This window comes from Christiangramia aquimixticola, from assembly GCF_048285835.1.
Classification (GTDB): domain Bacteria; phylum Bacteroidota; class Bacteroidia; order Flavobacteriales; family Flavobacteriaceae; genus Christiangramia; species Christiangramia aquimixticola.
Map to the genome: position 1 here is coordinate 673,035 of NZ_JBLVTL010000002.1, position 21,455 is coordinate 694,489.

The 21,455-nt window shown below is 38.8% G+C and carries 23 protein-coding genes; 18 read left to right on the forward strand and 5 right to left on the reverse strand.

Features of this window, described 5'->3' with window-relative positions; translation table 11 throughout:
- Nucleotides 1-12: 12 nt before the first annotated feature.
- The gene (locus ACNKXV_RS06730) at nucleotides 13-1,095 is read right to left on the reverse strand and encodes a diphosphomevalonate decarboxylase (protein ID WP_417906936.1); all 1,083 of its coding nucleotides are present in this window, start codon (nucleotides 1,093-1,095) and stop codon (nucleotides 13-15) included.
- A gap of 97 nt (nucleotides 1,096-1,192) precedes the next feature.
- Between ACNKXV_RS06730 and ACNKXV_RS06735 the strand changes: the two genes are divergently transcribed.
- On the forward strand, nucleotides 1,193-1,672 hold the full coding sequence (locus ACNKXV_RS06735; protein ID WP_417906937.1) for a TspO/MBR family protein: 480 nt from the start codon (nucleotides 1,193-1,195) through the stop codon (nucleotides 1,670-1,672).
- Here ACNKXV_RS06735 and ACNKXV_RS06740 read toward each other — a convergent pair.
- Together ACNKXV_RS06740 and ACNKXV_RS06745 are read right to left on the reverse strand one after the other, a co-directional pair.
- On the reverse strand, nucleotides 1,662-2,873 hold the full coding sequence (locus ACNKXV_RS06740; protein WP_417906983.1) for a BaiN/RdsA family NAD(P)/FAD-dependent oxidoreductase: 1,212 nt from the start codon (nucleotides 2,871-2,873) through the stop codon (nucleotides 1,662-1,664). The two genes, ACNKXV_RS06735 and ACNKXV_RS06740, sit on opposite strands and share 11 nt — an antisense overlap.
- Nucleotides 2,874-2,927: 54 nt before the next feature.
- On the reverse strand, nucleotides 2,928-3,641 hold the full coding sequence (locus ACNKXV_RS06745; protein ID WP_417906938.1) for a glycerophosphodiester phosphodiesterase: 714 nt from the start codon (nucleotides 3,639-3,641) through the stop codon (nucleotides 2,928-2,930).
- Nucleotides 3,642-3,811: 170 nt separating this feature from the next.
- Between ACNKXV_RS06745 and ACNKXV_RS06750 the strand changes: the two genes are divergently transcribed.
- From ACNKXV_RS06750 to ACNKXV_RS06770, 5 genes are read left to right on the forward strand one after another with little or no spacing between them, the layout of a single operon-like run.
- Complete coding sequence (locus ACNKXV_RS06750; protein WP_417906939.1) at nucleotides 3,812-4,660, forward strand: SDR family oxidoreductase; 849 nt, start codon at nucleotides 3,812-3,814, stop codon at nucleotides 4,658-4,660.
- 9 nt (nucleotides 4,661-4,669) lie between these two features.
- Entirely contained in the window at nucleotides 4,670-5,191 is a 522-nt protein-coding gene (locus ACNKXV_RS06755; RefSeq protein WP_417906940.1) for a DUF421 domain-containing protein, read from the forward strand.
- Between the two features lie 11 nt (nucleotides 5,192-5,202).
- Nucleotides 5,203-5,898 carry a guanitoxin biosynthesis heme-dependent pre-guanitoxin N-hydroxylase GntA gene (gene gntA, locus ACNKXV_RS06760; RefSeq protein WP_417906941.1) on the forward strand — a complete coding sequence of 232 codons (696 nt, stop codon included), beginning with the start codon at nucleotides 5,203-5,205 and terminating at the stop codon, nucleotides 5,896-5,898.
- A gap of 5 nt (nucleotides 5,899-5,903) precedes the next feature.
- Nucleotides 5,904-6,521 carry an FMN-binding negative transcriptional regulator gene (locus ACNKXV_RS06765; RefSeq protein ID WP_417906942.1) on the forward strand — a complete coding sequence of 206 codons (618 nt, stop codon included), beginning with the start codon at nucleotides 5,904-5,906 and terminating at the stop codon, nucleotides 6,519-6,521.
- 12 nt (nucleotides 6,522-6,533) lie between these two features.
- Nucleotides 6,534-7,112 (forward strand): DUF1989 domain-containing protein, encoded by a 579-nt coding sequence (locus ACNKXV_RS06770; RefSeq protein ID WP_417906943.1) that lies wholly within the window; start codon nucleotides 6,534-6,536, stop codon nucleotides 7,110-7,112.
- Here ACNKXV_RS06770 and ACNKXV_RS06775 read toward each other — a convergent pair.
- On the reverse strand, nucleotides 7,109-7,828 hold the full coding sequence (locus ACNKXV_RS06775; RefSeq protein WP_417906944.1) for a TerC family protein: 720 nt from the start codon (nucleotides 7,826-7,828) through the stop codon (nucleotides 7,109-7,111). The two genes, ACNKXV_RS06770 and ACNKXV_RS06775, sit on opposite strands and share 4 nt — an antisense overlap.
- A 362-nt stretch (nucleotides 7,829-8,190) precedes the next feature.
- On the opposite strand from ACNKXV_RS06775, the gene ACNKXV_RS06780 reads away from it, so the two are divergent.
- The 6 genes from ACNKXV_RS06780 to ACNKXV_RS06805 all read left to right on the forward strand — a co-directional run bounded on the left by ACNKXV_RS06780 (nucleotide 8,191) and on the right by ACNKXV_RS06805 (nucleotide 15,375).
- Entirely contained in the window at nucleotides 8,191-9,519 is a 1,329-nt protein-coding gene (locus tag ACNKXV_RS06780; RefSeq protein WP_417906945.1) for a sugar porter family MFS transporter, read from the forward strand.
- Nucleotides 9,520-9,529: 10 nt separating this feature from the next.
- Complete coding sequence (locus tag ACNKXV_RS06785; RefSeq protein WP_417906946.1) at nucleotides 9,530-11,134, forward strand: glycoside hydrolase family 32 protein; 1,605 nt, start codon at nucleotides 9,530-9,532, stop codon at nucleotides 11,132-11,134.
- An 11-nt stretch (nucleotides 11,135-11,145) separates the two neighbouring features.
- The gene (locus ACNKXV_RS06790; RefSeq protein ID WP_417906947.1) at nucleotides 11,146-12,054 is read left to right on the forward strand and encodes a carbohydrate kinase family protein; all 909 of its coding nucleotides are present in this window, start codon (nucleotides 11,146-11,148) and stop codon (nucleotides 12,052-12,054) included.
- A 1-nt stretch (nucleotide 12,055) separates the two neighbouring features.
- Nucleotides 12,056-12,853 (forward strand): class I SAM-dependent methyltransferase, encoded by a 798-nt coding sequence (locus ACNKXV_RS06795; RefSeq protein ID WP_417906948.1) that lies wholly within the window; start codon nucleotides 12,056-12,058, stop codon nucleotides 12,851-12,853.
- A 93-nt stretch (nucleotides 12,854-12,946) separates the two neighbouring features.
- Complete coding sequence (locus ACNKXV_RS06800; RefSeq protein ID WP_417906949.1) at nucleotides 12,947-14,170, forward strand: autotransporter outer membrane beta-barrel domain-containing protein; 1,224 nt, start codon at nucleotides 12,947-12,949, stop codon at nucleotides 14,168-14,170.
- Between the two features lie 116 nt (nucleotides 14,171-14,286).
- Entirely contained in the window at nucleotides 14,287-15,375 is a 1,089-nt protein-coding gene (locus ACNKXV_RS06805; protein ID WP_417906950.1) for an endonuclease/exonuclease/phosphatase family protein, read from the forward strand.
- 38 nt (nucleotides 15,376-15,413) lie between these two features.
- On the opposite strand, the gene ACNKXV_RS06810 is transcribed toward ACNKXV_RS06805, so the two are convergent.
- Nucleotides 15,414-16,715, reverse strand: a complete 1,302-nt coding sequence (locus ACNKXV_RS06810) for an amidohydrolase family protein (protein WP_417906951.1) — start codon at nucleotides 16,713-16,715, stop codon at nucleotides 15,414-15,416.
- A 185-nt stretch (nucleotides 16,716-16,900) separates the two neighbouring features.
- Between ACNKXV_RS06810 and ACNKXV_RS06815 the strand changes: the two genes are divergently transcribed.
- From ACNKXV_RS06815 to ACNKXV_RS06840, 6 genes are all read left to right on the forward strand, one after another.
- Nucleotides 16,901-17,479 carry a TetR/AcrR family transcriptional regulator gene (locus ACNKXV_RS06815; RefSeq protein WP_417906952.1) on the forward strand — a complete coding sequence of 193 codons (579 nt, stop codon included), beginning with the start codon at nucleotides 16,901-16,903 and terminating at the stop codon, nucleotides 17,477-17,479.
- 12 nt (nucleotides 17,480-17,491) lie between these two features.
- Nucleotides 17,492-18,490 (forward strand): NADP-dependent oxidoreductase, encoded by a 999-nt coding sequence (locus tag ACNKXV_RS06820; protein ID WP_417906953.1) that lies wholly within the window; start codon nucleotides 17,492-17,494, stop codon nucleotides 18,488-18,490.
- A gap of 22 nt (nucleotides 18,491-18,512) precedes the next feature.
- Entirely contained in the window at nucleotides 18,513-19,673 is a 1,161-nt protein-coding gene (locus tag ACNKXV_RS06825; RefSeq protein ID WP_417906954.1) for an iron-containing alcohol dehydrogenase, read from the forward strand.
- Nucleotides 19,674-19,701: 28 nt separating this feature from the next.
- On the forward strand, nucleotides 19,702-20,478 hold the full coding sequence (locus tag ACNKXV_RS06830) for a type 1 glutamine amidotransferase domain-containing protein (RefSeq protein ID WP_417906955.1): 777 nt from the start codon (nucleotides 19,702-19,704) through the stop codon (nucleotides 20,476-20,478).
- A gap of 104 nt (nucleotides 20,479-20,582) precedes the next feature.
- Nucleotides 20,583-20,897: a DUF3566 domain-containing protein gene (locus ACNKXV_RS06835; protein ID WP_417906956.1), complete on the forward strand. Its 315-nt coding sequence runs from the start codon at nucleotides 20,583-20,585 to the stop codon at nucleotides 20,895-20,897.
- A gap of 86 nt (nucleotides 20,898-20,983) precedes the next feature.
- The gene (locus tag ACNKXV_RS06840) at nucleotides 20,984-21,406 is read left to right on the forward strand and encodes a PH domain-containing protein (protein ID WP_417906957.1); all 423 of its coding nucleotides are present in this window, start codon (nucleotides 20,984-20,986) and stop codon (nucleotides 21,404-21,406) included.
- The last annotated feature ends 49 nt before the right edge of the window (nucleotides 21,407-21,455 follow it).

Below are 21,455 nucleotides of genomic sequence, written 5' to 3' on the forward strand. Positions count from 1 at the left end.
AACTGACTAAAATTACAATAATTTCGCGCCATCACCAACCTGGTCGCAAATATAGTGTCCATTCTGGCAATACGCAACTAACTCATTACTAATGAATTCTAATACTGCATCTTTATGAGTTTCAGGATATAAGAGATGGACGTTAGCCCCTGCATCCAGGGTGAAGCACGCTGATATCCCGGTCTTTTTTCTAAAGGCCCAAATGCGGTTTATGATCTCCAGCGTATTGGGTTTTATAAGAATAAAGTATGGCTGGCTGCTCATCATCATCGCATGTAAGCTCAAAGCTTCGCCCTCCACAATACTAATAAATGTTTCTATATCTCCATTTTCAAGGACTGGAACCAGCTTGGATAAATTATCATTTGCCTGTTGAAAACGTTCTTTTGCAAATGGATGACCGTGCATTAAATGATGTCCCGCACTGCTGCTTACTTGTTTTTCACCTTTATCGACCAGTAAAATGGTATCCTGGAAATTTCTGAAATTTTCATGAACCTGTTTTTTGAAGGGTACGGCATATAGGTCTGAAGATCCTTCGATCGCACTATGTTCTCCCCAAACCACCAATTCTCTATCTATGCTTCGGGAAGCACTTCCAGATCCAAGTCTGGCCAGGAAGGATGCTTTTCTTTTGAAGTATTCATCTGTCATGGCTGGAGCCATTTCTTTTTCAAGGTTCATCAGGCAAAACGCCAGTGCACTCATCCCACTTGCAGATGAAGCGATCCCGCTACTATGCGGGAAAGTATTCTCACTGCTTATTGTAAAATGAAATTGTTTGAGGTAAGGACAATACTGATCAATCCGCTCGAAAAATTTCTGAATCTTTGGTTTAAAGTCTTCCTTTTCTTTTCCTTCAAAATAGAAATCGAAGTCGAAAGAATCTCCGGCAGATTTCTTTTTCTCAAATTTTAAAGTAGTAATGCTTTTGCAATTATCCAGCGTAAAGCTAATAGAAGGATTTGCGGGAATCTGATCTTCCAGTTTTCCCCAGTACTTCACCAAGGCAATATTGCTTGGAGCCTGACAGGTAAATTCACCAGATTCTATTTTTACTGATAAGTTGGAAGGGATAAAATCCAGCTTCGTCATCCTGATATTTTTTTGCCAAAGTTAAACTTTTATGTGTTTTTTGATGCTCTAAACAAATCAAATAAATTCCTATTTTAGTGAACTCAATAGTAGGGATATGACCAAAAAATTATTCATAAGGAGCTCATTTGCAGTGGTAATTTGCCTTGTGTTTGGTTTTATGGGGGCTGTCGCTACTCAAACTGGAATTGAAACCTGGTATCCTGCTATTAAAAAGCCATGGTTCCATATTAATGAAGATGTTTTTAGCGCAATTTGGATATTGATGTATGCCCTGATGGGTGTTTCTGCAGGCATCGTATGGAGTAGAGGGTTTTATCACAAATGGGTGAAAACTGCCTTGTATCATTTTGGATTTCAGTTGATCCTGAACGGATTCTGGTTTTTATCTTTTTTCGCTCTGGAATTACCATTGCTGGGGCTTTTTATTTTGGTTGCGCTGTTTGTAATGATCCTTTTTACCATTAAATGGTTTAAAGTAGTAAGTAACACCGCGGCTTATTTATTGGTTCCTTATGCCGGATGGGTACTGTTCACTTTTTGTCTTAATTTCGAGATCTGGAGGCTTAACTCATAGCTTTTGCAGCAAGGTAACCACCTGTCCATGCATTCTGAAAATTAAATCCACCTGTAATAGCGTCGATATTTAGAATTTCTCCGGCGAAATAGAGGTTCTTATGTATTTTGCTTTCGAAAGTTTTAAAGTCTACTTCCTTCAAATCAATTCCACCGGCAGTAACAAATTCTTCTTTAAAAGTGCTTTTTCCGTTTACCTGAAATTTACCGGCGGTAAGCTGTTCAGCAAGAGAGGTAAGCTGATTCTTATTTAGATCTGCCCATTTAGTCTCCGGTTTAATTCCGGCAGCATTAATAAGGCTTTGCCATAATCTTTTAGGAAGCTCAAATTGTGGTCTTGTAGAGACCTGCTGCTTTGAATTTTCGAATTTCAGGGACCTTAGATCTTCCAGAATATCTGAAGCGGTATAACCGGGCAACCAGTTTACCCGGATATTGAAATTATAATCGAGACCGTATAATTCTCTTGCGCCCCAGGCAGATAATTTTAATATGGCCGGGCCGCTCATTCCCCAATGCGTGATGAGTAAAGGCCCGGAGCTTTCCAGCTTTTCGCCTTCCACCATTACTTCGGCATCTGTCGCTATTCCTGCCAGATCTTTAATTCGGCTATCCTGAATATTAAAAGTAAATAATGAAGGAACCGCAGAAATTGTGGAGTGTCCCTGTTTTTCGAGTAAACTCCAGATCTTAGAATTGCTTCCGGTAGCCAGCATCAGCTTTTTAGATTGGAACTCATTTTTGTTGGTTTCTATCTTCCAGAGTTCATCCGCTTTTTTAAAACTTTTCAGGCTTTGACCTTTTATGATTTCTACATTAAGTCGGGAACATTCGTTGATAAAACAGTCAATAATAGTTTGAGAACTATCACTTACCGGGAACATTCTCCCGTCTTCTTCTGTTTTAAATTCTATCCCTCGTTTTTCGAACCAGGCTATAGTATCTCCGGTCATAAAACTGTGGAAAGGTCCCCTAAGTTCTTTCTCTCCTCTGGGATATTTTTTTACCAGATCTGCAGGGATAAATTCGGCATGAGTGACATTACATCTCCCGCCTCCAGAAACTTTTACCTTGCCTAAAACTTCTTTTCCTCTTTCCAGAATAAGGATCTTCAGCTTCGGATTATTTTCAGCCGCATTAATAGCCGTGAAAAATCCGGCTGCTCCACCGCCTACTATAATAATGTCATATAGATCCAAAATCGATAATTTTATGAAAGTTCAAAAATAGGGAGATAATTGGAAAGGGGAAACCGCTTAGGGATTAAGCTCCAGCAATGGATTGTGCAGACGGTTTGGATAATCTGAAATTATCCCGTCCACCCCAAAATCTATCATCCTTAAAATATCTTCGCGTTCGTTTACAGTCCAGACATTTACCTTAAACCCATTATCCTGACTCAATTTGGTATTATCACGGGTAATGATTCCCAAAGAAGGGTGAATAGCTTTTGCCCGTAGTAGCTTCCCGAGTTCTATGGCTTCGGGAACACTCGCTTTACTTAAAACGGCGATAGGCACCAGCTCATTAAGTTTACGAACGGTAAACAATTCATTTTTTTGAAAACTCGATATTATGATGTCTTCATATTTCCAGTTCCCTGCGGCTATTTTTTTCTGAATCAGTTTACAAACAGGTTCGGCAGTATTCAAACCTTTTAATTCTATGTTGATCTTACATTTACCCTCTAACAGATCCAATACTTCAGTTAATAAAGGGATCTTATAATATCCTTCAACGCTAAGGGATCTTATTTGTTCAGCAGTTTTTTTAGCGATTTCTCCACTCCCGTCTGTAGTCCTGTCTACAGTAAAATCGTGAAACACCCAAAGTTCACCGCTGGCACATTTATGAACATCGATCTCGATCATATCCACGCCAATATCCAGAGCTTTTTGAATGCTTTCCAGAGTGTTTTCAGCAATGTGAGCTTTGGCTCCTCTATGGCCAATTTTTAGAAAATCGTTCATGTTCAAATTTATTGAAATAATCCATTTAAACCATTTTTTAACTCTAAACGCCCAGGGATATAAAAATTGACAAAGGCTTAAGATTGCTTAACATTTATTTTGGGGGATGCCTTTGTAAATTGCCTTAAAAGCTGAATGTTAAACGGTTTGCATTAAATTTTTGCAATACAATGGGAGAAGAAAAAGATTTTCCGCCTCAGGATCAGGATCAACCCGGAGATGAACATAAAATGATTCCGGAGCCAGAAATAATTAAAGATTCGTACCGTGGGAGCGGTAAGTTAAAAGGAAAAGTTGCCTTGATTACGGGTGGAGACAGCGGAATTGGAAGAAGTGTAGCGGTGCATTATGCCAGGGAAGGTGCAAATGTTGCCATTGTTTATCTGGAAGAAGATAAAGATGCGAAGGATACCCGGGAAATGGTAGAAGAGGAAGGAGGGAAATGTCTTTTGATACACGGTGATCTTAAAGACGAGGCTTTTTGTCAAAAAATTATAGCTACTACCATTGAGGAGTTCGGGACTCTGGATATTCTTGTTAATAATGCCGCCATGCAGTTTCCAAAGGAAAAGGTTGAGGATGTTACTTCAGAGCAGTTTAAAAAGACATTTTCAAATAATGTGTACCCATATTTTTTTGTGATCAAAGCAGCTTTGGAACACCTTGGTGAAGGTGGAGTCATTATTAATACCACTTCGGTAACTGCATATAGAGGTAGTGAGCATCTGCTGGATTATTCAAGTAGTAAAGGTGCCATTGTAAGTTTTACCAGATCATTGTCTAAAATGCTTGTAGAAAAGAAGATCAGGGTTAATGCGGTAGCACCGGGACCAATATGGACTCCGCTCATCCCTTCTACATTTGATGATATTGAAGACTTCGGAAAAAAAGTACCTATGGGAAGACCGGGACAACCAAGTGAGGTAGGTCCTGCTTATGTATTTCTGGCAAGTGAGGATAGCAGTTATATAACAGGGCAGGTGATCCATATTAATGGAGGTGAAATAATTGGTGGTTAAAATCCAATAATGGAAAAATGGTTTGCATTTAATTCAGACAATTTAATTGCAGTAGTGCTTACTGCGGTAGGAATCTATACAGCAATAATTCTGTTTACAAGGCTTGCCGGGAAACGGAGTTTCTCTAAAATGTCAAGTTTTGATTTTGCAATCACCGTATCCATCGGGTCAATGATCGCTACCACCGTCTTGTCAAAAAGCGTAAGCCTTTGGGAAGGTATAACGGGACTGGCAATCCTGTATCTCTTACAAATGGTCGTAGGAATTTTCCGAAGGTTTGGAATAGTGCGAACAGTAGTTGATAACAAGCCATTATTACTAATGGAAGGCGAACATATTTATTATGAAAATTTAAAAAAAGCACGGGTTACTGAAGCAGATCTAAAATCTAAGCTTAGAGAAGCAAACGTGATCGAATTATCTGAAATTAAAGCGGTGGTATTTGAATCTACCGGCGATATTTCTGTATTGCGTTCGAGTGACGAAAATAAAAATCTGGCAGCTTACCTGCGCGAGGGAATTCAAAAATAAAATTCAGGATTATGGAAGTTGATGTGAAAAAGAAAAGGAAAAAAACTAAAGAAGGATTTAATCTGGCAGCTATCAAAGCTAAATATGAAGATTTTATCCTGGAAAAGGACCATCCTTGTTTAATGGCAAAAACTGTTTTTACCATGGATCAGGTGGATATGAAAGCTTATTCAGATTTTGGATCTGTTGCGACCGCCAGAAAATTACTGGAAGATTTAAAAGAATATATTGCCAAATATGATTTTGAGTCGAACGATTTCAGAACTTTTATGGCAGTATTTCCGGATGCTCCAAAATTTTCAGAAATTGCCTTTGAAAAGTTGCTATGGAAACAGCTGGAAAGTCTGCATAAAGTAGATGATCAGGATTGGGATCCTGAGGTAAGCTCAGACCCGGCCGATCAAAATTTCAGTTTTAGCCTGGCGGGGAAAGCTTTTTATATTGTAGGATTACATCCGGGTGCTTCCAGAAAAGCAAGACAAAGTCCGTATGCAACACTAACGTTCAATTTGCACTGGCAATTTGAAAAACTGCGGGAAATGGGAAGTTATACCACCGTCCGAAACAAAATAAGGGACCGCGATATTGCATTACAGGGACATATGAACCCAATGCTGGAAGATTTTGGCAGCAGCAGTGAAGCGAAACAATATAGTGGGAGAGAAGTTGGAAAGGAATGGAAATGCCCTTTTCATCATAAAAACTAATTTAAATGTACAGACCTCTAAGGTATAGGAAAGACGACCCGGAATATATAAAGTCATTTATAAAGAAACATCCGTTTGCAACTTTCGTTACCAAAGGGGCGAATTTGCTGGCGACGCATATTCCTGTATTGCTTGAGGAGGACGGAAGTAATTGGAAACTCTTCGGCCATATCGCCAATCATAACGATCAAATTGGGAATATTTGTGATGGGGAGGAGGCGCTTATCATTTTTTCAGGAGTTAATGGCTATATATCTTCTTCCTGGTATGAAGAAAAGGATATAAGTACCTGGGATTATACAGCAGTGCACGTCAATGCAAAGATCATAAAACAATCGAACCAGGAATTGGAAAATTCATTGCAGAAGCTGGTTTCAAATTTTGAAAAGAACCAGGAGAGCCCTTTATATTATAAAGAGATTCCAAAGCAAATGCGGGAAGAGCACCTTCCACTTATTACCGGATTTTGGTTGGAACCCATAAAGATTCAGGGAGTAGCCAAATTGCACCAGAGTTACCAGCGGGAAGATGTTAAGAATAGTATATCCCACCTTGAAAATTCCGGGAATCCATGCGATTCAGAGTTGGCGAAGGCAATTAGGAAAGAAAATAATATTGAATAAAAATAGAAATTGATGCAGGTTATAGAAAAGCAAAGTGGCGCAGCTTTTACATTAAAAAAAGGACAGACTTTAAAAGTTATAGATCCGCAGGGAGAACAGGTTAGTGACATGGTCTTGTTCAATGCAGAGGATAAAAGGGAAAAGATCTCCAGCGGAAAAACTCTGGATTTTGAGGAAAGTATCCTTATTACTGAAGGAAATTTTTTGTGGAGTAACCGCAGTAAAAAAATGATGGAAATTCTTAAGGATACGAATGGAAGAAATGATTTTCTACTTGCTCCATGCAGTCCTGAAACCTTTAAGATCATGTACGGGAAAAATGAATATCACCCAAGTTGTTTTGAAAACCTGTATACAAACCTCGAAACATTCGGAATTGAACCGGATGATATTCCTACTGCCTTCAATATTTTCATGAATGTCCAGTTCGATGAAGAAGGCAAATTAAGTGTAGAGCCTCCACTTAGCAAAGCAGGAGATTACATACTTCTAAAAGCCAAAATGGACCTAATTGTTGGACTAACGGCCTGTTCTGCAGAAGATAGTAATGGTGGGAGTTTTAAGCCAATCCACTACGAAATTCTGGGTTAAACATTTTTTCTTCGATATCTCATATTCAGCATTTCAATAGCCAGGGAGAAGAAGACTGCAAAATAGATATATCCTTTAGGAACATGATAATGTGCACCTTCTACGATCAACATTACCCCAATTAATATTAAAAATGAAAGGGCAAGTATCTGTATTGTTGGATGGTCGTTCACAAAATCACCCACCGGTTTGGCGAAGATCATCATAACGATAATTGAAACTATCACCGCGATGATCATCAGAATGATCTGGTCTGTAAGTCCAACGGCGGTTAAAATTGAGTCGAAAGAAAATACCAGGTCTAAAAGAACTATTTGGATAATTGCAGTAGAAAACTTCATGCTGGGTTTTGCTTTTACCCCGGTTTTTTGTTCTTCTTCCTGTCCCTCGACTTTATGATGGATTTCGAGGGTACTTTTTATCAACAGAAATATCCCTCCCGCAATTAAAATGATATCTCTCCAGCTTAGTTCAAAATCCAGCAAATATAGAACCGGTTCTTTTAGTCCAATAATCCAGGTAATGCTTAACAGCAAAAGGATTCGCATGATAAGAGCAATTGAAAGTCCTCCAACTCTTGCTTTTTTTTGATTCTCTTCCGGGACTTTTCCGGCTACCAGGGAGATGAAGATAATGTTGTCTATTCCTAAGACGATTTCTAAAAATGTTAGCGTAAGTAAGGCTACCCAGGTATCTGCCTGTAAAAAAATCTCCATGGTAAGTCAGTTAGGTGTGATTCAAAATTATATAAAAATAGATTAGAGAGAGTTAAAATTATTACAAAGCATTTCTGCTTTTATTCGTAAAAATCTAAAGGAAAACGATGTTGAGATAATATAGCTTTATTTCAACTCAAAACGGGTTGTGAATACAAACTACTTTATGATGTGCTTTTTGCCGGTGAACCTGAATTTCGTTGCAGGCGGATAATTATTTCTTGCAAAAGCTGAAGGTTTATAGTTCAAAAATTTATAATTTTTGGCTTTATTTTAAAAGATCAATAAATATTCGCCTTGTTTTAGGAGAATATTTACTGATTTAGATCGAAATCGTTACCAAAATTAATCACTTTTTATATATGAATAAAATTCTTACCTGGTCCATAAGTGCAGCTTTAGCAGGATTCCTCTTTGGTTTTGACACTGTGGTAATTTCAGGAGCCGATAAACAATTACAAGCCCTTTGGGGAACATCAGACGCCTTTCATGGCTCGGTGGTAATGGCCATGGCCTTATGGGGAACTGTAATAGGGGCCATTTTTGGAGGGATACCCACAAATAAATTCGGAAGAAAAAATACTTTACTGGTAATTGGGTTTTTATATTTCGTTTCCGCTTTAGGGTCGGCTTTGGTAGATGATCCCATTAGTTTTGCGATTTTTAGATTCCTTGGAGGGCTTGGAGTAGGAGCTTCAACTATTGCTGCTCCGGCATATGTATCAGAGATTGCCCCTGCTAAAGACAGAGGCCGGCTGGTTTCTCTATACCAGTTTAATATAGTACTGGGGATTTTGATCGCTTTCCTGTCTAATTATCTCTTAAGAAATACGGGTGACGAACCATGGCGATGGATGGTTGGTGTAGAAGCCATTCCGGCTTTTATCTATATTGTATTCGTTCTTGCTATTCCAAGAAGTCCGCGTTGGCTGGTATCTAAAGGAAGAACTGCTGAAGCTGAAAAGGTGCTTGAAAAAATTGATCCGGGTATTGATGTTAGTGAGAAAGTAAATGAGATCGTACACCAGAGTGAGACTGAAACTACCGGAGAAAATATTTTTATGAAAAAATATCGTTTTCCTCTGATCCTTGCTTTCCTGATAGCTTTTTTCAATCAGCTTTCCGGGATTAATGCATTCCTTTATTATGCTCCCAGAATTTTTGAAGCAGCCGGGCTTGGAGAAAGCACAGCCTTATTAAGTAGTATTGGGATTGGGGTAGTTAACCTTATTTTTACCTTATTGGGAGTATTCCTTATTGACAGGCTGGGAAGAAAACAACTTATGCTCTATGGTTCCATTGGATATATAATTTCACTTTCGCTGGTAGCAGCAGCTTTCTTTCTAAACTGGGAAGGACTTTGGGTGCCTATTTTCTTATTCCTGTTTATTGCATCTCACGCCATAGGACAGGGCGCCGTGATTTGGGTATTTATTTCTGAAATATTCCCTAACAGGTTAAGAGCTTCCGGGCAGGCATTTGGAAGTTCCACGCATTGGGTGCTGGCAGCTATAATCCCATCCAGTATTCCTTTTCTTTTTAGTACCATTGGAGCAGGTTATGTTTTTGCATTCTTTGCCTTTATGATGGTGTTGCAATTAGTGTTTGTTATCTTTATGATGCCCGAAACTAAAGGAAAATCCCTTGAAGAACTGGCCGAAGAATTATCTATTAAAAAAGTTTCCGCTTAAAATATTAAATATGAAAAATGTCAATTTAACTATATTATTACTTACCGCATTAAGTTTGAGTTTCACTTCTTGTAAGGAGGAGAAAAAGACCGAAAATGATGAACTGACCCACGTTGATCAAAAATCAGAGCAGGATGAGAATTTCCGGCCAAATTTTCATTTCACCCCGGAGAAGAACTGGATGAACGATCCTAACGGGATGTTCTACCTCGACGGTACTTATCACCTGTATTTCCAATATTATCCTGAAGATAATGTTTGGGGACCAATGCATTGGGGTCATGCCACAAGTAAAGACATGATCACCTGGGAAGAACAGGATATCGCGCTTTATCCCGATGAGAAAGGATATATTTTTTCCGGGAGTGCGGTAGTAGACCATAACAATACTTCCGGGTTTGGAAAAGATGGTAAAACTCCGGTAGTGGCCATCTTCACTTATCATGAGCCGGAAGGTGAAAAGAAAGGGGAAGAAGATTACCAGTCGCAGGCAATTGCCTATAGCCTGGATAAGGGTCAAACCTGGACAAAATATGAAGGAAACCCGGTTTTGCCTAACCCGGGAATGAAAGATTTTCGTGATCCCAAAGTTACCTGGGACGATATTAATAAACAGTGGTTGATGGCTCTGGCAACTACCGAGAAAACCTTGTTCTATTCTTCTCAGGATCTTAAAAACTGGAAAAAGTTGTCTGAATTTGGTGAAGGGAATGGAGCCCATGATGGAGTTTGGGAGTGTCCGGACTTTTTCCCAATGCAGGTAGAAGGAAGCGATGAAACCAAATGGGTGCTTATTCAAAGTTTGAATCCGGGAGGTTATAATGGTGGATCAGGGACTCAGTACTTTATTGGAGATTTTGATGGCACCACTTTTACTCCGGAAAAAAACATGCAGAATCTGGAGGAGAAGCATAACTACTGGATAGATTTTGGAAGAGATAATTATGCCGGAGTAACCTGGGCTAATATTCCTGAGGACGACGGGCGTAAATTATTTATTGGCTGGATGTCCAACTGGTTATATGCTCAGGAAGTTCCTACCTCAACCTGGCGTAGTGCCATGACGGTTGCGAGAGAACTAAAACTTATCAAAGAAAATAACGAATATCTCATCACTTCTCAACCTGCAAAAGAACTTCAGAAATATCGAGGTGAAAGCCTGCAAAAAGAGAATATTAAGGTTGATAAAAAGACCGTATTGTTGGATTCTTCTGAAGTTAATCTTGCCAAAGCTGAAATTCATTTCAGTTTTTCTGGTCTTTCTGATGGAGAAATTGAATTTGTTCTATCTAATTCTGAAGGTGAAAAGATGCGTATTTTATATGATCATGCAGCTTCAAAATTCAAAATGGACAGAACTGAAGCCGGACAAGTTAATTTTTCTGATAAATTCTCGGGGAAAAATGCCGTGGCTCCCCGAATCACCAAATCAAATTCTATGAATGGGGTAATGATACTGGATAAGACTTCTGTTGAATTATTTCTCGACAATGGGAAAACCGTGATCACGGAGATATTCTTCCCTAATCAACCATGGAATGAATTTTCGGTTAAATCTGAATCGGGCTTTGTAGTTGATTCTTTGGAGGCATTTGAACTAAATTTTAATAAGTAGACCATTTAGTTATGAAAAAATCGGTAAAAGCGGTTTGTTTTGGTGAAATTCTGTTCGATGTTTTTCCGGACAGGGAAAGAATTGGAGGTGCGCCGCTAAATGTTGCCAGCAGGCTTAGTAGTCTGGGTGTGGAAACCGAAATGATTAGTAGCATTGGGGAAGATGCAAGAGGAGAAAATTTGCTCAACTATCTTGCTTCAAAAAATATAGCAACCGGAAATATTATTAAAGATACGCAGCGTCCCACCGGGCTAGTAAAGGTGAATCTCTCTGAAAGTGGATCGGCTACTTACGAGATCAGATATCCGGTAGCCTGGGATAGAATAGAATATACAGATAGAATGGCAGATGCGGTAAAAGCTTCTGATGCCTTTATATTTGGTAGTCTGGTGTGCCGTGATGAGGTTAGCAGGAATACCTTATTTCAGCTAATTCCAAAAGCCAAATTCCGGGTGCTGGACTGCAATCTCCGCGCTCCGCACTATTCAGATGATCTACTCATCGAACTTATGAAACATGCCGAATTCATCAAATTTAATGATGATGAGTTATTTGAAATTGCTCAAATGATGGGCTCAGAATATAATTCCCTGGAGCAAAATCTATTGTTTATGGCGGTAAAAACAAAAGCAGATACCATTTGCGTTACCAAAGGAAATCACGGAGCAGTTCTATTACATGACAAGAAAATGTATTACAACTCCGGTTACAGGATCAAAGTTAAAGATACCGTGGGAGCGGGGGACTCGTTTTTAGGAACCTTACTGGCGAAACTCTTACAGGGAGAAAAGCCTCAGGTATCATTGGATACTGCCTGCGCAATGGGTGCTTTGGTAGCAGCCAAAGAAGGAGCTAATCCAGATATTTCAACGGAGCTGTTAAGTCGTTTCATGAATCCCATGCAAAAATCTTCCAGTTAGAATGACAAAAGCTTCAGATTATCTTAATATAAACCGGGAATCATGGAATAACCGGTTGGTATCCCATATCACATCAGACTTTTATGATGTGGAAAATTTTAAAAAAGGGAAGAACAGTCTTAATTCTATTGAGCTGGAGTTATTTGGTGAACTAAAAGGAAAGAAAGTATTGCATTTGCAATGCCATTTTGGTCAGGATACTATTTCCCTGGCTCGTATGGGAGCTGAGTGTGTTGGAGTGGATCTTTCCAATAAAGCCATAAAGTATGCTACCCAATTAAATGAGGAACTTGGAACTAATGCCAGGTTCATATGCAGTGATATCTACGCTCTTCCTGAAGTATTAAATGAAAAATTCGATATAGTCTTTACCAGTTATGGTACTATAGGCTGGTTACCAGATTTGGAAAAATGGGCTGCGGTAATCTCGAAATTTTTGAAAAAAGGCGGGAAGTTTGTATTTGCAGAATTTCATCCCGTAGTCTGGATGTTTGATGATAATTTTAAAAAAATCGCATATCCATATAGGAGTAAAAATGCAATAATTGAATCGGAAACCGGAACCTATGCCGATAAAGATGCAGCTATTGAACAGGAATTTGTAGTATGGAATCATGGGATTAGTGATGTGTTGTCAGGTCTAATTGAGGAAGGCCTTCAGATTGAAAAATTTGAGGAATTTGATTACTCACCTTATAACTGTTTTAATGGTACCAAAGAATTTGAACCGGGTAAATATTATATAGAGCATCTACAGGGAAAGATCCCCATGGTGTATGCTTTAACCGCCAGGAAATAAAATTTAAAAATTTATTTTAGACGTAAGGGTTTTAGGTTTTTTATTTTTCGATTGCGAGGTTCATGGTCAATTCCCATCATTAATTATCAATTTATGAGAAATTTTGCAGGCATCTTTCTATGCCTTTTTTGCTGTAATGCCTTTGCCCAGATCCAATTTGAAAATGGATATTTTATAGATAACTCCGGAGTTAAAAAAGAAGTGTTCATTCGAAATGCCGACTGGAGAAGCAATCCAGAGCAGTTTGAATATCGGCTTGCTGAAGAGTCTGAAGTTCAAACGGCAAAAATCGAAGCGGTTAAAGAATTTGTCATTTATGATCACTCCAAATATATCAGGGCTACGGTAGGTATAGATCGAAGTAGCAATAGGTTAGGTGATCTAAGGGAAAATGGGGCTCCAATCATGCAAAAGGAACAATTGTATCTTCAGGTATTGATCGAAGGAGAAACAAATTTATATGGGTATACAGATGGAGCACTCCAGAGATTTTTCTACTCCAGGCCCGATTCAGAAATAAATCAATTGATCTGGAAAAAGTATCTAACCAGGGATGGAAAAATAACCGAAAACAACCAATTTAAACAACAGCTGTGGAATAAGGTGAAGTGTGGAGATATTACTCCTTCTCAACTTGAAAGATTGAAATATGAAAAAGAGAGTCTTATTAATTATTTTAAAAAATATAATGAATGCAGGGACGCAGATGTTGTGGAGTTCAATCCTTCCGGGAAAAAGGATTTTTTTAACCTTAATATTCGGCCCAGGTTTAACTCATCTTCGCTAACCATAACAAATCCTACATCCTCAACACAGTCTGTGGAATTTGACAGGGAATCAGGATTTGGAGTTGGTCTTGAAGCCGAGTTCATCCTGCCTTTCAATAAAAATAAATGGAGTTTGTTTGTTGAGCCAACCTACCAATCCTATAAAAGTGAGAGAAATTACAAAGCCGATAATATTTCCGGTGGGGAAGTAGATGCTTTGGTAGAATATACTTCGATAGAAATCCCTCTTGGGGCACGGCATTATATTTTTCTGAATGAGAAGTCGGCCGTTTTCGCAAATGTGGCTTATGTTATAGATATAGATTCAGGATCTGAAGTAGAATTCAAGAGGTCCTTTAACGGCAGTACTGTCAATAAACAAGAACTTTCTACTGAAGCTAACCTTGCTCTTGGTGTGGGTTATAATTATAAGAAACGCTATAGTTTGGAATTAAGATATCAAACAGCCCGGGAAGTACTTGGGGATTATATGAATGCAGACTCAGATTATAATACCTTTTCCGTTGTCTTTGGATATTCCATCTTATAGAAGTTTGACCCGGCTTAGGTCCATGGATATTAAGAAAAGCCTAAACTTATGAGCTATATTCTTAATATCACTACTTTTACTTCAGCATTAATTTGAGAATTACCTAAGCCTTCAAAATGGAAATCTTCATTTACATTCTGTCTTTGATCTTTATTCTGGGTGGAGTTCTTCCATTTATTTCCCACCAGCACTGGATGTTTAGAGTTTGGGAATTTGGCCGAATTCAGTTGACAGTTTTATTGCTACTGAATTTGATCCTCGGGTTTCAGTTTATTGAAAACAGGAACGGGTTGTTCTGGGGCATTCATTCTATTGAAGCCGCTTTGATCGTTTACAATCTTATCATCCTTATTCCTTATACCACGCTTTATAAAAGGAATAAATATTCAGGTATTTCAAGGCATTCACTTTCGGTTTCCATCATTTCTGTAAACGTTTACCAGTTTAATGAAAATTATGGGAAACTGATCGATCTGGTCAATGACACAGATCCTGATATTCTCCTTACCATGGAAACGAATAAGGAATGGGAAGATGCCATCCAGGTATTGGAAAAAGACTTTCCGTATTATAAAAAAGTCGCACTGGAGAATACATACGGGATTCATTTTTACAGCAAGCTTCCCGCCAGTGACATTAAGGTGAACTATTTTGTTGCAGATGATCTGCCCAGCATTGAAGCCAGCCTTAAAACATCAGACGGTACAAAATTTACCTTTTTTGGGGTTCATCCGCCACCACCGAGTCCTACTGAAGAAGAGACTTCAAAAGAAAGGGATGGTGAACTGTTGTGTATTGCCAAGAAGGTTAAAGCCACCAAAGGCCCGGTGATCGTAGTGGGTGATTTTAATAATGTTGCCTGGGCGAAATCTTCTATCCTTTTTAGAAAAACTTCAGAGTTAATTGACCCCCGGATAGGACGTGGATTTGTTTCTACCTTTCATGCGAAATACAAATTGCTAAGATTCCCGATAGATCTGCTGTTTCATACAACCGACATATTTATCGAGGAATTTAAAACCTTAAGGAATATCGATAGTGATCATTTACCGCTGTTCTGTAAATTCTTTATCAATCATTCTGAAGAAGTTCAGGAGGAGGAAGTAGAAATTCTCGAACCGGAAGAAAAGGAAGAAGTGGAAGAAATGATAAGGGAAGGTATAGAGGAAGAAGGCGATCGTGATGAAGTTGTGGAAAAAGACTAAGCCTTTCCCATTGATGATTTCATAAATAGTGATTCTATCTATTCTATCTCATTCTTATATATTTTTCCGTCTTTCATGATGAGCACAATATTTTCCAGTGTATTTAAAAAATCCTGATTCAGATCTCCTTTTACGGCTATAAGGTCGGCAAACGCACCTGGTTTTATTATTCCAATTTTGTCCTCTTTCCCCATAGCATTTGCTGAAAGATAAGTGGCAGATTGTAAAATATCCAGTGGTTTCATTCCGGCTTCATAATAAGCGCGGAACATATCTTTAGAAATTTTTCCCTGCGAAACTCCAAGGTCGTTATAATTGTCTGAGCCCGCAATGATCACCACACCTTTGGCTTTTGCCTTCATCAAACGCTCTCTCGTCTTTTTCATATAACCCTCCATCCAGTCCAGATCTTCCTGTTTGCTGCCTTCCAATTCGTAATATTTATCCATATAGGTCTGGCTATTCTCGGTTGGGACTAAATAAATGTTATTTTTAGCCATAAGATTCATGGTTTCGTCTGAAAGGAAAAAACCGTGTTCCAGTCCATCCACCCCGGCCTCAATAGCTGTTCTGGCCGAGCTATCCAATACACAATGGGCGGTAACCTTTAAACCGTAGGAGTGCGCTGTTTCTACAATAGCTTTCATTTCTTTAAGGCTAAGCCTGGTGTTATTTGGTAAATTATCGGCACAAATCTTTATGATATCCACATTTTGATTCACATGTTCCCTCACTGCATTGATGGCATCATCTTCATTTTTTATAATTCTGTATTCAAGATCGATGAGGTCCTGATGTGTATGGGAAACGCCATAGATCTGTCCGCCTATACTGCATAAAATGGGTCCCGAAGCAAAAATTCTTGGTCCAATGGTGGTTCCTTCATTTATGGCATCTCTTAAAGCTACATCAAGGTATTGGCCTGAATTCCCAAGATCCTTTATACTGGTAAATCCTTCATCAAGATAAGACTGTACCCGGTTGGCACCGCGTAAGGTTCGAAGAGCCGGACTTTCCATGGTAAGCGTCTGTATGCTTTTTACCGAAAAATCATCTTGTGGAGTCTGGCTGAAAAGTACATGGGTATGTGCATCTATTAAACCAGGTAATACGGTATGATTTGAAAGATCTATAACCTGTGCATTTTCAGAAATATCCAGGTTTGGACCTACAGCTGAGATCTTATTATTGGTGATCTCAATTACCTGATCCTTCAGTATTTTATTGGATTCACTATCGTAGAATTTTCCGGCTTTTATATAGAGGTGATCGCTTTGTGATGCAGCTGGAAAAGAAACAAAAAGGCATAGCATTAATGCCGAAAGGAGAACTTTTTTCATTTTATATACCAAAGGATTTTCAGCAATATAGAAAATTTTAAGCAGCAATTTTAGATAAGAAAAACCTGATCAAAATTGAAGTCCAGGCGGAAATAATCTATCCAAGGGTTAAATAAAACATAAACCCGTTTAAAAAAATGAACGTTCATTCATTTATTGTATCTTTGCAGCCGAATTAGAAGTAGATGAATACAATTTCCAAAAGTCAGATCAAAAGAGATGCATTAGTGAAAGCCACTATTTACCTGGTTAACAACCACGGTTTTCATGCAGCTCCCATGTCGAAGATCGCCAAGTTGGCAAATGTTTCGGCAGGAACCATTTATCTCTATTTTGAAAATAAGCAGGATCTGGTGAACCGTGTCTACATTGAGGTTAAAGAGTCTTTTACAAAATTTGCTTTTAAAAATTACAATGAAGAATTGTCAGTTAAAGATGGTTTTGAGAACATTTGGAAGAATATCGCTGAATTCAAACTAAAAGAGATCGATGAGGCCATGTTCCTTACTCAGTGTGATAATACTCCAATTGTGGATGAACCAAGTAGAAAAGAGGGCTTAAAGCATCTGCAGCCTTTACTGCATCTTTGGGAAAGGGGGCAGAAAGAGGGAATTATTAAACCGGTCTCCCCTTATTTGCTATACGCATATAGTATTTACCCTATAGCCTTTTTAATGAATATGCAGCAACGTGAGGTTTGCAGTTTAACCTCTGCGAACATTGATGAAGCATTTGAAATGGCCTGGAATAGTATTAAAAAATAAATGAAAAGAATTATGAAGACAAGAACGATAAATTTAAAGAACAGACCTACGGGAAAGCCCGGATTAGAAGATTTTGATTTTACATCAAGTGAAGTACCTGAATTAAAAGAAGGTGAGCTTCTTCTGAAAACCGAATATGTATCTGTTGATCCCTATTTAAGAGGGAGAATGAGTGATGCACCCTCTTATATAGAACCATTTGAAGTTGGAAAACCTATAGTGTCAGGGATGATTGCTGAAGTTATTGAGTCCAAAGATCCTGCTTTTAGTAAAGGAGATCATGTTTCCGGAATGCTGGAATGGAAAGAAACTCAGGTAGCCAAAGCCAACGGCTTGATGAAAGTAGATCCGGACAAAGCACCGCTTTCAGCTTATTTGGGAATCCTGGGAATGACGGGACTAACGGCATATCTAGGACTTACTGAAATTGGTAAGCCAAAAGAAGGAGAAACCCTTGTTGTTTCCGGGGCTGCAGGAGCAGTAGGTAGTGTGGTAGGACAAATAGGAAAGATCCTTGGTCTTCGCGTAGTGGGAATTGCCGGAACAGATGAAAAGGTTGAAATGCTAAAATCTGAATTCGGATTTGATGCAGGTATCAATTATAACACTACACAAAATATGACTCAGGCTATTGCGAATGCCTGTCCGGATGGAGTTGATGTCTATTTTGACAATGTTGGAGGAGAAATTTCTGAAGCCGTGCTGTTTAATATCAATAAGTTCTCAAGAACGGTGAATTGCGGAGCCATCTCTGTTTATAACAATACAGAGCTGCCAAAGAGCATAAGTGTACAACCATTTCTAGTTAAGAAGAGCTCTTTAATGCAGGGCTTTGTGATCTTCGATTTTGTGGAGAAACATCCGGCAGGAGTGAAGCAGTTAACGCAATGGCTAAATGAAGATAAATTAACTTATACTGAAACCATTAGAGAAGGTTTTGACAATATCCCACAAGCCTTTTTAGACCTTTTTGAAGGAAAGAACAAAGGTAAGATGGTAGTGAAATTGTAGAAAAAAAGGGAGAAAAATTGCCATGAAAAATTTTGAATATAAGAACCCTACCAAAATTTTATTTGGAAAGGGACAGATTGAAAGTATAAAGAACGAGATCCCCACAGGAGCAAAAATATTGCTGTTGTATGGAGGAGGAAGTATCAAAAAGAACGGTATCTATGAGCAGGTGAAAACTGCTCTTTCTCAACATGAAGTGATCGAATTTGGGGGAATTCCTGCTAATCCGGAATATGATATTTTAATGGAAGCGCTGAAGGTGATCAAAGAAAAGAAGGTAACCTACCTTTTAGCGGTAGGCGGAGGTTCTGTAATAGACGGTACAAAATTCCTTTCTTCAGCTGCATTATATGAGGGTGAGGAGCCCTGGGAAATTTTAACCAATAAGATCCCTACGAAAAAAGGGATGCCTTTCGGGACAGTGCTAACGCTTCCTGCAACCGGATCTGAAATGAATTCAGGAGCGGTAATTACCAGGAAAGCTACCAAAGAGAAATTAACCATGGGAGGCCCGGGATTATTTCCGCAGTTCTCAGTCCTGGATCCGGAGGTGATCCATTCCATCCCGGAAAGACAATTGGTAAATGGGATAACCGATGCTTTTACACATGTGTTGGAACAATATCTTACTTATCCCGCAGGTGCATTTCTTCAGGATAGAATTTCAGAAAGTATTTTGCAAACCCTGATTGAGGTGGCGCCAAAAATTTTAAAAGATCCCAGAGATTATACGGCAGCGTCTAATTTTATGTGGAGTTGTACCATGGCATTGAATGGTTTGATCCAGAAAGGAGTACCTACAGATTGGGCCATACATGCAATGGGCCATGAGCTTACGGCTCTTTATGGCATCGACCATGCCCGTACCCTGGCGGTGATCGCGCCAAGTCACTATCAATATAACTTTGAAGCGAAAAAGGAAAAACTTGCTCAGTACGGCGAACGCGTCTGGAAAATTTCTGAAGGTTCGCTCGAAGAAAAAGCAAGTAAGGCTATTGAAAGAACAGAGAAGTTCTTTAATGATCTTGGAATAGAAACTAAACTTTCTGAATATACTCAGGATTATGAAGGTACTGCTGAAGAGATCGCGAAAAGATTCCGTAACCGCGGATGGGAAGGTTTGGGAGAAAATCAGAATTTAAAACCGGAAGATGTGGAACAGATCGTAACCATGTCTTATTAATAAATTGAATAACAAAAAGAACAACAAGATGAAATTAAAACATTTAATTATACTGGCACTGGGTTTCACCAGTCTTACAGCAACGAGTCAAACAAAGCCTGTAAAAAATGATGCTGAGAAAGCTAAGAAGAATGTGCTTTTCGTGCTCACCTCTCATGATGAATTAGGAGATACAGGTGAAAAGACCGGTTTCTGGATAGAGGAATTTGCCGCACCATATTATAATCTTTTGGATAAAGGAGTGAATATTACAGTTGCTTCCCCAAAAGGAGGGCAGGCACCAATCGATCCAAGAAGTAAGGCAAATGCCAGCCAGACCGAAGCTACTAAACGTTATTTTAACGATAAGAAGGTTCAGGAAGTCATTGCAAATACGGTGAAACTGGACAAGGTAAATGCTTCAGATTATGATGCCGTATTTTACCCGGGCGGTCACGGACCATTGTGGGATCTGGCAGAAGATAAGACATCGATTAAACTGATAGAAACTTTTAATTCGCAAAAGAAACCTATCGCATTTGTATGTCACGCTCCCGGAGTGCTGAAAGACGTTAAAAACGAAAATGGCGAAGCTTTGGTAAAAGGGAAAAAGGTAACCGGATTTACCAATGAAGAAGAAAAAGCGGTTCAGCTTACCGAGGTGGTACCATTCCTTTTAGAAGACATGCTCAAAGAACATGGAGCGATATTTTCTCAGGCAGAAAACTGGACACCATATTCTGTACAAGATGGAAATTTGATCACCGGTCAAAACCCGGCATCATCTGGAGAAGTAGCTGAAAAATTATATAAGGCGCTTAAATAAGCCTTCTGTAAACTAATAAAAAGCCTGTAATTCCATGAATTACAGGCTTTTTTGTTTAGTCAAAAGTATATTATTCTTATCTTTATTTACCTTATTTCCAAGGTATGGTAATCCAAAAGTTAGATATAGTTTCTTTTGCAAGATTTCAGGCTGTGTTGGGAGGTCTAATAGGTTTGGTTTGCGGAATTCTATATTCTTTCAGTGGGCTCATCATAGATGCGCTAGTTAGCCTGGAAATGCTCTCCCCGGTGACGATGGAAACCCCAGGCTTAAGTTCTGGAACTGTATTAGCCTTCGGGGCATTGATCGGAATGCCGGTCATCTTCATGATCGCCGGATTTATCCTGGGACTTATAGAGGCAATCCTGTACAATCTTTTTGCAAAGTGGTTTGGAGGTCTTAAAATAGACCTTAATTAAATATAGAACAAAGCATCCGTATACTACTACCAGCATTTCTTATAAAATAATAAATTAGCTAAACTTGTTGATTTTATTATTTTAAAATGAAAAAATACAAAGCCCGTAAGGGTAAGTTTATTTATTTTCTTCTATTCGGACTACTTTTAATTCCGTTAATAAGCTTCTGGGTGGACCATGAAATGATAATCGAGAGGCCCTGGATAATGCTGCCTCTTATTTCTCCGGTGTTACTGATATTATGGATCCTGTTAGATACTTCCTATGCGATAGAGGGCGAATGGCTAAAGTACAGGTCGGCATTTAATAAGGGGAAAATAGACATACGTTCAATAACCGAAATTCGTAAAAATGAAACGATGTGGGTGGGCCTAAAACCTGCGATCGCAAAAAATGGTATCATCCTTAAATATGGAAAGTATGACGAGATTTATCTTGCACCTTTGGATAATGACCAGATGATTTCTGACCTGAAAAATATAAATCCATTAATAAAGGTGAGCAATTAGTGTAGTCAAACTTTCAGCATAAAAAAAGCCTGTGAACATTCAGATCACA

Coding starts and splice junctions, on each gene's coding strand:
- ACNKXV_RS06730 (WP_417906936.1), bottom strand. CDS start 1,095: ATGACGAAGCTGGATTTTATCCCTTCCAACTTATCAGTAAAAATAGAA.
- ACNKXV_RS06735 (WP_417906937.1), top strand. CDS start 1,193: ATGACCAAAAAATTATTCATAAGGAGCTCATTTGCAGTGGTAATTTGC.
- ACNKXV_RS06745 (WP_417906938.1), bottom strand. CDS start 3,641: ATGAACGATTTTCTAAAAATTGGCCATAGAGGAGCCAAAGCTCACATT.
- ACNKXV_RS06750 (WP_417906939.1), top strand. CDS start 3,812: ATGGGAGAAGAAAAAGATTTTCCGCCTCAGGATCAGGATCAACCCGGA.
- ACNKXV_RS06755 (WP_417906940.1), top strand. CDS start 4,670: ATGGAAAAATGGTTTGCATTTAATTCAGACAATTTAATTGCAGTAGTG.
- gntA (WP_417906941.1), top strand. CDS start 5,203: ATGGAAGTTGATGTGAAAAAGAAAAGGAAAAAAACTAAAGAAGGATTT.
- ACNKXV_RS06765 (WP_417906942.1), top strand. CDS start 5,904: ATGTACAGACCTCTAAGGTATAGGAAAGACGACCCGGAATATATAAAG.
- ACNKXV_RS06770 (WP_417906943.1), top strand. CDS start 6,534: ATGCAGGTTATAGAAAAGCAAAGTGGCGCAGCTTTTACATTAAAAAAA.
- ACNKXV_RS06775 (WP_417906944.1), bottom strand. CDS start 7,828: ATGGAGATTTTTTTACAGGCAGATACCTGGGTAGCCTTACTTACGCTA.
- ACNKXV_RS06780 (WP_417906945.1), top strand. CDS start 8,191: ATGAATAAAATTCTTACCTGGTCCATAAGTGCAGCTTTAGCAGGATTC.
- ACNKXV_RS06785 (WP_417906946.1), top strand. CDS start 9,530: ATGAAAAATGTCAATTTAACTATATTATTACTTACCGCATTAAGTTTG.
- ACNKXV_RS06790 (WP_417906947.1), top strand. CDS start 11,146: ATGAAAAAATCGGTAAAAGCGGTTTGTTTTGGTGAAATTCTGTTCGAT.
- ACNKXV_RS06795 (WP_417906948.1), top strand. CDS start 12,056: ATGACAAAAGCTTCAGATTATCTTAATATAAACCGGGAATCATGGAAT.
- ACNKXV_RS06800 (WP_417906949.1), top strand. CDS start 12,947: ATGAGAAATTTTGCAGGCATCTTTCTATGCCTTTTTTGCTGTAATGCC.
- ACNKXV_RS06805 (WP_417906950.1), top strand. CDS start 14,287: ATGGAAATCTTCATTTACATTCTGTCTTTGATCTTTATTCTGGGTGGA.
- ACNKXV_RS06810 (WP_417906951.1), bottom strand. CDS start 16,715: ATGAAAAAAGTTCTCCTTTCGGCATTAATGCTATGCCTTTTTGTTTCT.
- ACNKXV_RS06815 (WP_417906952.1), top strand. CDS start 16,901: ATGAATACAATTTCCAAAAGTCAGATCAAAAGAGATGCATTAGTGAAA.
- ACNKXV_RS06820 (WP_417906953.1), top strand. CDS start 17,492: ATGAAGACAAGAACGATAAATTTAAAGAACAGACCTACGGGAAAGCCC.
- ACNKXV_RS06825 (WP_417906954.1), top strand. CDS start 18,513: ATGAAAAATTTTGAATATAAGAACCCTACCAAAATTTTATTTGGAAAG.
- ACNKXV_RS06830 (WP_417906955.1), top strand. CDS start 19,702: ATGAAATTAAAACATTTAATTATACTGGCACTGGGTTTCACCAGTCTT.
- ACNKXV_RS06835 (WP_417906956.1), top strand. CDS start 20,583: ATGGTAATCCAAAAGTTAGATATAGTTTCTTTTGCAAGATTTCAGGCT.
- ACNKXV_RS06840 (WP_417906957.1), top strand. CDS start 20,984: ATGAAAAAATACAAAGCCCGTAAGGGTAAGTTTATTTATTTTCTTCTA.